This window comes from Achromobacter semiaridum (assembly GCF_053543755.1).
In genome coordinates this window covers 1-11,328 of record NZ_JBLVOL010000066.1, presented here as the reverse complement: position 1 = coordinate 11,328, position 11,328 = coordinate 1, and the positions used below count along the sequence as shown (strand labels likewise).

Sequence of the window (11,328 nt, the reverse complement as noted above, 5' to 3'; positions counted from 1 at the left end):
ACGGCCGCATCAGGTTTCGTTCTGCGGCATCTCGATCTTCACTTCCAACACCTCCAGCGTGTCCTGGCGTTCCAGGTGCACCTTGATGTCTTCAGGGTTGATCTTCACGTACTTTGAAATCACGGCGATAAGTTCCTGCTGCAGCTGCGGCAGGTAGTCGGGCGAGTCGCCGCGGCCCCGCTCGTGGGCCAGGATGATCTGCAACCGTTCCTTGGCGACGGACGCGGAAGTTTTCTTTTGACCAAGCAGAAACGACAGGAAGGACATTGCTTACTTGCCTCCGAACAGGCGTTTCAGGAAACCGGGCTTTTCGTAATCGGTAAAGCGCAGGGCCTTGTCTTCGCCAAGGTAACGGGCCACGACGTCCTTGTACGCTTCGGAGACGTCGGTCTCTTTCAGGTGGATGGCCGGCAGGCCCTGGTTCGAGGCTTGCAGCACGGCTTCCGATTCGGGGATCACACCGATCAGCTTGATGCGCAGAATGTCCTCGATATCGCCCAGCGACAGCATTTCGCCGTCGACCACGCGCTTGGGGTTGTAGCGCGTAAGCAGCAGGAATTCCTTGACGGGTTCGCCGCCGTCCACCGCACGCTTGGACTTGGCCGCCAGAATGCCCAGGATGCGATCGGAATCGCGTACCGACGAGACTTCCGGGTTCGTCACGACCAGCGCGTCGTCGGCGAAATAAGCGGCCATCAGCGCGCCCGTTTCAATACCGGCCGGCGAGTCGCAGACGATGTACTCGAAACCCATTTCCTTCAGGTCATTGATGACCTTTTCCACGCCTTCCTGCGTCAGCGCGTCTTTGTCGCGCGTTTGCGAGGCGGGCAGGATGAACAGGTTTTCAAGCTGCTTGTCCTTGATCAGTGCCTGGTTGAGGGTGGCTTCGCCCTGAATCACGTTGACGAAGTCGTACACCACGCGACGCTCGCAGCCCATGATGAGGTCGAGATTGCGCAGGCCGACATCGAAGTCGATGACAGCGGTCTTGTGGCCCCGCATCGCGAGGCCCGCGGAAAAACTGGCGCTCGTCGTGGTTTTACCCACGCCGCCTTTGCCGGAAGTCACCACAACAATGCGTGTCATGACGATCAAACCCTTATGTTCGAATAAATCGCGTTATCGTAAAGCAAAAAGCCCATGTAAGGCTTCTTACAGAATGTGTTGAGACCTGAGGTTCCGAACGATGTATGCGGCGTGCGCGCACGCCGTGTTGCCATCGTCCGATCAGCTTTTCAGGGCCTCGATCCGCAGCGTGTCGCCATCCAGGCGAACCAGCGCCGGCTGGTTTTGCAACGTGCGGTCAAGCTTGTCTTCCACCACGCGATACACGCCGGCCACAGCCAGCAGTTCCGCGTCCAGGTGCGTCGTGAAGATGCGCGCCGACGTATCGCCGCGCGCGCCGGCCATGGCCTTGCCGCGCAACGGGCCGTAAACGTGCACGTTGCCGTCGGCGATGACTTCGGCGCCCTGGCTGACCATGCCGATCACGACCAGGTCCGTGTGGCGCGCGTACACGCGCTGGCCCGATCGCAACGGCTTGGTGATGACCAGCGCCGATGCCGAATGCGGCGCGGCTTGCGTGGGGGTGGAGGCAGAGGTGGTGCTGCTGGCTTCGCGCGCGGGCATCGGCTCGGCGGACGCGGGCTTGGCGGGCGCTTCTGCCGCGCTGTCGGTGGCTGCGTTGTCAGAGGCCGTGCTTTCCGCTGCCGAGGTATCGGTCGGGGCGGGCGCGGTTTCAACGGCCGCGGCCGGCACCGACGGCACGGGCGTCGATACATCATTGGGCGGCGCGGTGTCCACAACCGGGGCAGGGCGCGCGGGCGGGGTGGAAAGCTCGACCGGCGTCAGGCCGGCGTCGCGCGCGGCCTTCAGGTTGGCGCCTTCGGCCACCACGCCGATCGCGGGCAGGTTGTGCGCGCGCAGCGCGGCAACCAGCGCCGGCCAGTCGATGGCGTCTTCGACGCGGCTGGCGTCGATGACCACGGGTTCGTTTTCAAAGAAGCTGCCGGCATCCGCCATGCGCTTGGCCAGCGCGGCGGCGAGGCGTTCGGGGTCCGCGCTGTGCAGAACCACGCGAATGGCGTAAAGGGTGGCGCTTTTGAAGTCCAGGGCTAGCGATTCAGTATTCATCTTGATTGTGGCTGGCGGTCCGGCGCCAGGAAAACGGCGCGCGCAACCGGCTGCGGGATGTCGGGCATGATAACCCGCGCCGGGGTGGGGTGCGCAGGGGGGAAGACGAAAGAAAAAGGCGCCCGAAGGCGCCTTTTCCCGTGTTACGCACGCGTGGCGGCGTGGCGCGGCGGCTTAGCCTTGCGCCCAGGAATCGCGCAGGGTCACGATGCGGTTGAGCACCGGGGCGTCTGGCGTGGATTCCTTCAGATCGGCCGTGAAGTAGCCCAGGCGCTCGAACTGCCAGGTAGCGCCCGGCGTGGCGACGGTGCCGGGTTCCAGCCAGGCCGTGACCGTCTGCTTGGAGTTCGGGTTCAGGCAGGTCAGGAAGTCCTTGTCGCCACCGTCGGGACGCGCATCGGCGAACAGGCGGTCGTACAGGTGGATCTGGGCGGGCACCGCGTGGGCCGCGCTGACCCAGGTGATGTTGCCCTTGACCTTGACGCTGTCCGCGCCCGGCGTGCCGCTTTTGGTCTCGGGCAGGTATTCGGCCTGCACTTCGACGATTTCGCCGGCTTCGTTCTTGGTGAAGCCGGTGCAGCGCACCACGTAGCCGTACTTCAGGCGCACGGTGTTGCCGGGGAACAGGCGGAAGTACTTCTTGGGCGCTTCCTCGCGGAAGTCGTCGCGTTCGATCCACAGTTCGCGCGACAGCGGGAATTCGCGCACGCCGGCTTCCGGGTCGTGCGGGTTGCGCGGCGCGGTGCAGGGCTCGGACTGACCTTCGGGGTAGTTCGTGATGACCAGCTTGATCGGGTCCAGCACGGCCACCGAGCGGGCCGCGATGGGGTCGAGGTCGTCGCGCACGGCTTGCTCAAGCAGGCTGTAGTCAATGCGCGAATCGGACTTGGACACGGCGGTGCGGTCGCAGAACAGGCGGATCGAGGCCGGCGTGTAGCCACGGCGGCGCAGGCCGAAGATGGTCGGCATGCGCGGGTCGTCCCAGCCGTCCACGTGGCCTTCGCGCACCAGCTGCAACAGCTTGCGCTTGCTGGTGACGACGTAGCTGAGATTCAGGCGGGCGAATTCATATTGGTGCGGCAACGGCTGGGCCAGCTTGCCCAGTTCGGCCAGGCGCGTCAGGATCCAGTCGTAGAACGGGCGCTGGTCTTCGAATTCCAGCGTGCAGACGCTGTGTGTGATGCCTTCCAGCGCGTCTTCCACCGGATGCGCCCAGCTGTACATCGGGTAGATGCACCACTGGTTGCCCGTGCGGTGGTGGGTGGCATGGCGCACGCGGTACATGACCGGGTCGCGCAGGTTGATGTTGGGCGAAGCCATGTTGATCTTCGCGCGCAGCACCAGGCTGCCGTCGGGATGCTTGCCGTCGCGCATTTCGCGCAGCAGGGCGATCGATTCAGCGGCGGGGCGGTTGCGCCACGGCGAATCGGTGCCCGGCTCGGTCAGCGTGCCACGGTTGGCGCGGATTTCTTCGGGGCTTTGCTCGTCGACATAGGCATGGCCGGCCTCGACCAGGGCTTCGGCGAATTCGTACATATAGCCGAAGTAGTCGCTGGCGAAGTACAGGTTTTCCTTGCCATCGGCGGCCTTCCAGTCAAAGCCCAGCCAGCGCACGGCCTCGATGATGGCGTCGACGTATTCCTGGTCTTCCTTTTCGGGGTTGGTGTCGTCAAAGCGCAGATGACAGACACCGCCGAAGTCGCGCGCCAGGCCGAAGTTCACGCAGATGCTTTTGGCGTGACCGATGTGCAGGTAGCCGTTGGGCTCCGGCGGAAAGCGCGTGCGGATGCGGGCCGGGTCCTGGTCGCCCTGTTCCTGCACGGCGGCCGGGCCAGGCTTGCCCGCCCAGCGTTTGCCCTGGAAGCGGTTGGCTTCGAGGTCGTCCTGGACGATGTTGAGCAGGAAATTGGATGCAGCAGGGGTCGGCGTCGTGGCGGAGGTCATTCTTGAAAGAATAGGAAAAAGCGGCGACAAAGCGTCAATTTTGCCACGTTCCGCAACAGGGGCCTTTTTGAACCCTCTGCAACCGGTTTCAAACTGTCCCCACGGCCTTGTAACTGGCTCTACACTACGGGCCATCATGGATATATCCACCCTTTCCCTGGCCCGTGCGCAGTTCGTGGCCAGCCTGAGCTTCCTGGCGCTTTTCCTGGCGGTTTCCCTGGCGCTTGTCTGGATTCTGCTGTTTTTCAAGATTCGCGCACGCTGGTCCGGCCGCCCCGGCTGGACCGCCGCCTACCGCTTCTGGGTCCGCATCTTTGCGCTGGCCTTCGTCCTGACATTGGCGGCCAGCGTGCCCGTGCTGATCCAGATCGGCAGCCTGTGGGCAGGCCTGATGGACAAGATCGGCAACGTGGCCGGCCCGCTGTTGGGCTACGGCATCCTGTCGGTATTCATCCTGAAGTCGTGTTTCCTGGGCGTCATGCTGTTCGGGCAACGCCGGGTGTCCGATGGCGCCCATACCCTGGCCGTGCTGATGGTGGCCGTGGGCCAGCTGGTGGCGGTGTTTTGGGTGCTGGCCTTGCAGTCATGGATGCAGACGCCCGACGGCGCGATCCTGGTTGATGGCCGCTATCAGGTCTACGACTGGGTGGCCGTGGTGCTGAACCCTTCGGTGGGTTGGCGCATGGCGGTGGTGGCGGTGGGCGCGGCGCTGGCCGCCTCGTTCCTGATGATGGGCGTGACGGCATTGCAGGCGCTGCGTCGCCCGCTGGGCGACGGCGAACGCAATGCGTTCAAGACCGCGCTGGTCATCGCCCTGCTGGCCGCGATCCTGCAGATTCCCGTGGCCACCGGTGCGGGCCAGATGGTGGCCAAACTGCAACCGGCCAAGGCGGCGGCTGCCGCGGGCTTCTGGCAAAGCGGCGCCGAACCGCAACTGGTCTTGTTTGGCTGGCCTGATGCGCGCGCGCACACCAATGTGTCCGACATCACCATTCACAACGCGGGCGGCCGCTGGCTGCATCGCAACGCCGACGGCACGTACCAGGGCCTGGACAAGTATTCCGGCATGTTGCCGCCGGTGGCCTTGACGTTCTGGTCGCTGCGGGTGGCGGTGGCGGCGGGGCTGTTGATGCTGGCGGTGGCGTGCGTGACGTTCCTGTGGACGTGCCGACGCGGGCTGGACCCGTCGACGCTGCCTGAGTGGTGGCAGCGCGTGCTGTGCGGCATGATGTTTTCGGGCGGGGTTGCCGTGGTGGCCAGTTGGTGGGTGTCCATCATCGGCCTGCAACCGTTCGTGGTGAACGGCACGATCACGCAATCCGAGGTGCTGGGGCAGATGCCGTCCAGCACGGTTCTCTATGGGCTGATGGGCTATGGCGTGCTGTATGCCCTGTTGCTGGCCGCGTTCACGGGCATGTTGTTTCACGCCGCCCGATACGGCGTGGTGCCGGTCCGTAAATTGGGCGGAGGTACGCCATGATCGCCATGCTGGCCGCATCGCAGGGGCTCAGCCCCGAAGACCCTTCTTTCTGGATGCCGCTGGCCTTCATGGGCCTGTTGTTCGTGGTGATCGCCGCCGGCATGGTTCTGGACGGCTTCGATCTGGGCGTGGGCATCCTGCTGCAACTGGCGCCCGAACACGAGCGCGGCCGCATGATGTCGCTCTTGAGCCCCTGGCGCGATGCCAACGAATTCTGGTTGCTGCTGGGCATGGGGCTGTTCGCCTCGGCATTCCCGTTTGCGTGGGGCGCGGTGCTGGGCAAGCTGTACGGACCGCTGACGTTCATGGTGCTGGGCGTGGTGCTGCGCAGCGTGTCGTTTGAATTTCGGATCCGTGCGCGCAACGAAATGAAGCCGCGCTGGATCTTCGGCTTCTGGGCCGGCTCCATCATCACGGCCTTTGGGCAGGGGATGCTGCTGGGGCGCATCGCCACGGGCTATCAGTCCGATGCGGGATACGGCTGGTTCGCCATGTTCGTCGGGCTGTGCGCGGTAGCCGCCTATGTGCTGCTGGGCGCATCTTGGCTCGTCATGCGTGTGGACGGTGATTTGCAGCGCCGCGCGGCCTATTGGGCGCGCCACGCCATCCGCTGGACGGCGGTAGGCATGGTGGCCATTGCCGTGACGCTGGGCCTGGCCAATGCGGGCATCTTCTACAAATGGAGCAACATCGCTCACCTGAGCCTGGCCGCCACCGTGTGGGTGCTGATGCTGGCGGGCTACGTGGCGGCCGAAATGCTGCTGGCGCGCCTGCCCGGCCGCGCGGACCGCTTCAGCTGGCTGCCCTTCGTGCTGTGCGTGGCGCTGTTCCTGCTGATGCTCAGCGGGCTGGCCTACAGCCTGTTCCCGTACCTGATCCTGGACGACATGACGCTGTGGGATGGCGCGGGCGCGCTGGGGTCGATGCGGCTGGTGATGGCCGGCGCGGTTGTCGGCATTCCGGTGGTGCTGGTGTTCAACATCCTGGCGTACCGGTCGGTGTTCGGCAAGGAACGCCCGCCGGTTCCGCTGCTGCCGCCGCCGTCGTATTAAGACGTGGGACGGGGCTCCTGGAAATGGGGCGCTTCGCCCGGGCCGGGCCGTTACAGCACCGGCTTGGCCACGCGTTGCAGGATTTCTTCGCCGTAGGCTTCCAGCTTGCGCGCGCCCACGCCGCTGATGTGGCTAAGGGCGTCCATGGACTCTGGCTGCGCCAGGGCAATTTCACGCAGCGTGGCGTCATGGAAGATGACGTAGGCGGGCACGCCGTGGCTCTTGGCCACTTCGCCACGCCAGGCGCGCAGGGCCTCGAACACGGGTTGCAGTTCGGCCGGCAGGTCGATGGCGGCAGCCTTGGGGCGACCGCTGCCGGTCTTGCCCGAGCGGGTCTTCTTTTCGGATTCGCGGCGCAGCATCAGCTGGCGTTCGCCCTTGAGCACCGCGCGGCTGCCTTCTGTCAGGGCCAGCGTGCCGAAGCCTTCGTTGTCCACCGTCAACAGGCCTTGCGCCAACAACTGGCGCAGAACGCCGCGCCAGGCGGTATCGCTAAGGTCTTCGCCCACGCCGAACACGCTTAGCGTTTCGTGGCCGTGCTGCTTGGTGCGGTCGGTGACCTTGCCGCGCAGGATGTCGATGATATGGCCCGCGCCGTAGCGCTGGCCGCGTTCTTTCCACAAGCGGTAGACGGCCGACAGCACTTTCTGAGCGGCCACCGTGCCGTCCCAGGCTTGTGGCGGTTCCAGGCAGACGTCGCAGTTGCCGCAGGCGGTAATGTGCTGGCCAAAGTACGCCAACAGCCGCACGCGGCGGCATTCCACCGTTTCGCACAGGCCGAGCATCGCGTCCAGCTGCTGGCCCAGCCGGCGGCGATAGGATTCGTCACCGGGGGATTCGTCGATCATGCGGCGCTGTTGCACCACGTCTTGCAGGCCGTAGGCCAGCCACGCCGTGGCGGGCAGCCCATCACGACCAGCCCGGCCGGTTTCCTGGTAATAGCCTTCAACCGATTTGGGCAGGTCAATGTGCGCCACGAAGCGCACGTCCGGCTTGTCGATACCCATGCCGAAGGCAATGGTGGCCACCATGACCACGCCGTCTTCGCGCAGGAACCGGGACTGGTTGGCGGCGCGCACCTGGGGGCTGAGCCCCGCGTGATACGGCATGGCGTCAATGCCCTGGTTGCACAGGAATTCGGCGGTTTCCTCGACCCGCGCCCGCGACAGGCCGTACACCACACCGGACTCGCCCTGGTGTTCCGTGCGGATCATCTCCAGCAGCTGCTTGCGCACTTCGTTTTTCTCAACGATGCGATAGCGGATGTTGGGGCGGTCGAAGCTGGACACAAAGTGCCGGGCGTCGTCCAGCGACAGGCGTTGGGCGATCTCGGTCCGGGTCTCGGCCGTGGCCGTGGCCGTCAGCGCGATGCGCGGCACATCGGGCCAGCGCTCGTGCAGCATGGACAGGCCCAGGTATTCCGGCCGGAAATCATGACCCCATTGCGACACGCAATGCGCTTCGTCGATGGCGAACAGGGCGATGCGGCCGCGTTCCAGCAGTTGCAGGCAGCGGTCGGTCAGCAGCCGTTCGGGGGCGACGTACAGCAGATCCAGTTCACCGGCCAGGAACGCCTGCTCGACATCGCGCGCCACGCGCCAGTCTTGCGTGGAGTTCAGGAAGGCGGCGCGCACGCCCAATTCAGTCAGGGCGTCGACCTGATCCTGCATCAGCGCGATCAGCGGCGACACGACAATGCCGGTGCCTTCGCGCACCAGCGACGGAATCTGGTAACAGAGCGATTTCCCTCCGCCCGTGGGCATCAGGACCAACGCGTCGCCGCCGTCGATCACTTGTTCGACAATGGCTTGCTGGTCGCCGCGGAAGGATTCGTAACCGAAAACGCGCTGTAGTACGCCCAGGGCGCGCGCGTCAGACATGGGGGTAGGCCGGAAGCATCATGGCAGGGATTTTAAGCCGCAATTTCCGGGCGCCCGTTTCAGGGGGATATTTCCGTCCGGCTTGCGGCCTGCTACCAGCTCAGCCACGTGCCGCGCATGAAGGTATCGACCGGCATGCTCAGGTTGGCCCGCCATTCATAGTTGCCCGACACGATGTCGCGGTCGGCGCCCACGGCCAGCTTGACCTTGGGGGCGACGAACATGCTGTGCGACAGCCCCACGCGCTGTTCGGCAAGCACCGAGCCTTCGTGCAGGCCCGAATAGGTGCCGCTGACGGTGCCCCAGCCCTGGATCGGCACACCGGCCGATAGCGTGTTGCGCGATTGCGGGGCCGCGGCCACGCCGCCGGAATAGTTGGACAGGTCGCCGAACCCGGCGCCGATCTGCTCGTTTGTGTAGCCCAGGTTGACGGCGTCCGCGACCTGGACGTTGTAGCCGAAGCGGTAGCGCCAGGCGTTGGACGCGTCGAACGAACTTTGCGTGGCGCCGGCCTGGAAGGTGCCGTATTCGCCCGCCGCGTAGGTGGTGCCCATGCCGCGCGTGGTCAGCGACGGGGCGCTTTGCATCTGGCCTTCGACGGTCAGCGCAGGCGTCAGGCCGTAGCGCACGCTGCCCATGCCGACCGACGCGCCATAGTCCACGGCGCCCGAACTGGCGGTGGGGTCCATGCGGTTGAGCTTGCCCACCGACGATGAATAGCCAAAGCTGCCTTCCGGCACGGAGGCCGTGGACCCGGCCCAATTGGCGATCTGCAAACCGCCCACCGGCGCGGTGCTGCCCCAGGCGGGAGCATTGGCGTTGATATTGCCCACCGTCAGCGACGGGCCGGCCGTGTTGCGATAGACCCAATTGCGGTCGCCGCCGTAACGCAGGCCGTCCTGGCCGCTGACTGATGAAAACCACGGGCGGGTCGGGCGCGACACGCCTGAAATCACCACGACGGGTATGCGGGGTATGTCACTTTCTTCAAGCGCGAAGGAATAGTCGGGCACGCTGCTGTCGGACACGCTGTCGTCCGGCGCATTGCCGTCGGCCACACCCGCAACCTGATCGTCGCAGGCCAGCGCACCGCTCTCCACGCCTTGGGACAAGCCCGTATTCAAACCGGGAATCGCCTCGCCGCCGCTGTCATCGGCGCCCCGCACGCTGGTATCCAGCGCGGGCTCGGCGGCCTGCAAACCGCAGGGCGGAGGGCCCAGGGGCACGGCGCGAGATTCGATCGACGGCGCCGGGCGTACCGGAATAGGCTGTACCGGGGACAGTACGCCGATACCGCGTGCCACAAGCACCGGCGCGCCCTGGGCGGGCATCGAGTTCGGAAGGGGGGACGCAGCCAGCGTGTCGGCAAGCGCGGTAGCCAGCGGGCAGCACAATCCCGCCGTCAGCGCCGCATGCAACAGCCGTCTGCGCCAGTTTGCAGGGGCGACCATAAAAAACAGTGTAGAGAGGGGGCGCCGCGGTAGCTGTAAACGATTTTTAGTAAACCGGACCAGCGGCAAGGCAAGCCGGTATTTTACGGCCAGTGGGCCGGTGCGGAAAAGGGTCCGGAACGGGTTTCGCGGACGGCCAGCCGCCCAGCACCCGGGCGCCGGCCACGCGCCGACGTGCCGCCGGAACGCTGTGGGACGGGGGTCCGTACATCGTGCAACAGGTGTATTTCAGTTGATTTCCTGCCCCTTGCGGCTTGGCGCGCCGCGCCGCACTATGGCATCCATGGACAATCCTCATACCAAGCTGCTGGTCGTGGACGACGACCCGGCCCTAAGACAACTGCTGGCCGACTACCTGAATCGGCACGGCTACGACACCTTGCTGGCGCCGGACGCCACCGATCTGTCATCGCGCATCACCCGCTACGCGCCCGACCTGCTGGTGCTTGACCGCATGCTGCCCGGCGGCGATGGCGCCGACGCCTGCCGCCGCCTGCGCGAGCAGGGCGAAGACATCCCCGTCATCTTGCTGACCGCGCGCGACGAGGCGGTGGATCGCATCATCGGCCTGGAAGCCGGGGCCGACGATTATGTCGGCAAGCCCTTCGACCCGCGCGAGCTCCTGGCCCGCATCGAAGCCGTGCTGCGCCGCAAGCGCGGTCCGTCCGCGCTGACCAAAGACGCGCCGGTCACGTTCGGCCCGTTCCTGTTTGACCCCTCCACCCGCCAGTTGTCGCGTGACGGCACCGTCGTCAAGCTGACCGGCGGCGAAATCAATCTGCTGGAAGCGCTGGTGCGCAACGCGGGCAAGCCGCTGTCGCGCGAACGCCTGTTGGCGCTGGCGCGCGACGATGACGCGGGCGAACGCAACGACCGCGCCATCGACATCGCCATCCTGCGCCTGCGTCGCGTTATCGAAGACGACCCGAAGCAGCCGCGCTGGATCCAGACCGTGTGGGGCATTGGCTACCGGTTTTCTCCCTGATGCGTTTTCCCGCCCGCTTTCTGGTGCCGCGCTCGTTGCGGGCGCGCCTGATCCTGCTGATCCTGGGCGCCGTCCTGTTGACGCAAGCGGCCACGCTGGTGACGGTCTCGTACTTCCGGCACAAGTTCATGGAAGACGTGGCCATCGGCTATATCGTCACCACCATCCGCACGCTGCGCGCGGCGCTGTCCGAGGTGCCCGCCGAGGACCGCGCCGATTTCGTGCGCACGGCATCACAGAACCAATGGCGCCTGTGGTCGCGCGTGTTGCCGGCTGAGGCCAAGCTTCAACGTTTCAACGGCCGCCGTCCGCCTCCACCGCCGCGCACCGCGCCGCGTCCGCCACCGCCGCCCCCGTCCGACGCACGGCCGGAGTCCAGGTCCGACGCCCGGCCCGCCTCCCG

9 protein-coding genes and 1 pseudogene are annotated in these 11,328 nt (G+C 65.7%); 4 read left to right on the top strand and 6 right to left on the bottom strand.

All coding sequences use genetic code 11. The annotated features are described in order from the left end of the window. Positions 1–9: 9 nt before the first annotated feature. The 4 genes from minE to ACNPP0_RS18180 form a co-directional block, all read right to left on the bottom strand. Complete coding sequence (minE, locus tag ACNPP0_RS18195) at positions 10–267, bottom strand: cell division topological specificity factor MinE (protein WP_006217654.1); 258 nt, start codon at positions 265–267, stop codon at positions 10–12. A gap of 3 nt (positions 268–270) precedes the next feature. After that, the gene (gene minD, locus ACNPP0_RS18190) at positions 271–1,086 is read right to left on the bottom strand and encodes a septum site-determining protein MinD (protein ID WP_006217655.1); all 816 of its coding nucleotides are present in this window, start codon (positions 1,084–1,086) and stop codon (positions 271–273) included. Positions 1,087–1,227: 141 nt separating this feature from the next. After that, a complete protein-coding gene (gene minC, locus ACNPP0_RS18185) occupies positions 1,228–2,133 on the bottom strand; it encodes a septum site-determining protein MinC (protein ID WP_332612771.1) in 906 nt (301 codons plus the stop codon). A 174-nt stretch (positions 2,134–2,307) separates the two neighbouring features. After that, the gene (locus ACNPP0_RS18180) at positions 2,308–4,077 is read right to left on the bottom strand and encodes a glutamine--tRNA ligase/YqeY domain fusion protein (RefSeq protein WP_332612770.1); all 1,770 of its coding nucleotides are present in this window, start codon (positions 4,075–4,077) and stop codon (positions 2,308–2,310) included. Positions 4,078–4,213: 136 nt separating this feature from the next. On the opposite strand from ACNPP0_RS18180, the gene ACNPP0_RS18175 reads away from it, so the two are divergent. Next, the gene (locus ACNPP0_RS18175) at positions 4,214–5,557 is read left to right on the top strand and encodes a cytochrome ubiquinol oxidase subunit I (RefSeq protein ID WP_448706624.1); all 1,344 of its coding nucleotides are present in this window, start codon (positions 4,214–4,216) and stop codon (positions 5,555–5,557) included. Next, positions 5,554–6,609: a cytochrome d ubiquinol oxidase subunit II gene (locus ACNPP0_RS18170; protein WP_332612768.1), complete on the top strand. Its 1,056-nt coding sequence runs from the start codon at positions 5,554–5,556 to the stop codon at positions 6,607–6,609. The genes ACNPP0_RS18175 and ACNPP0_RS18170 overlap by 4 nt, the downstream gene beginning before the upstream one ends. Before the next feature lie 50 nt (positions 6,610–6,659). Here ACNPP0_RS18170 and recQ read toward each other — a convergent pair whose 3' ends face one another. After that, the gene (recQ, locus tag ACNPP0_RS18165) at positions 6,660–8,489 is read right to left on the bottom strand and encodes a DNA helicase RecQ (RefSeq protein ID WP_332612766.1); all 1,830 of its coding nucleotides are present in this window, start codon (positions 8,487–8,489) and stop codon (positions 6,660–6,662) included. Positions 8,490–8,581: 92 nt separating this feature from the next. Next, positions 8,582–9,940 (bottom strand): fimbrial protein, encoded by a 1,359-nt coding sequence (locus ACNPP0_RS18160; RefSeq protein ID WP_332612765.1) that lies wholly within the window; start codon positions 9,938–9,940, stop codon positions 8,582–8,584. Positions 9,941–10,223: 283 nt separating this feature from the next. Here ACNPP0_RS18160 and ACNPP0_RS18155 point away from each other — a divergent pair, with 283 nt between their 5' ends. Continuing rightward, a complete protein-coding gene (locus tag ACNPP0_RS18155; RefSeq protein ID WP_039882801.1) occupies positions 10,224–10,925 on the top strand; it encodes a response regulator in 702 nt (233 codons plus the stop codon). Next, a pseudogene (locus ACNPP0_RS18150) lies at positions 10,925–11,328 on the top strand (ATPase); the annotation flags it as partial. The gene ACNPP0_RS18155 and the pseudogene ACNPP0_RS18150, both read left to right, overlap by 1 nt.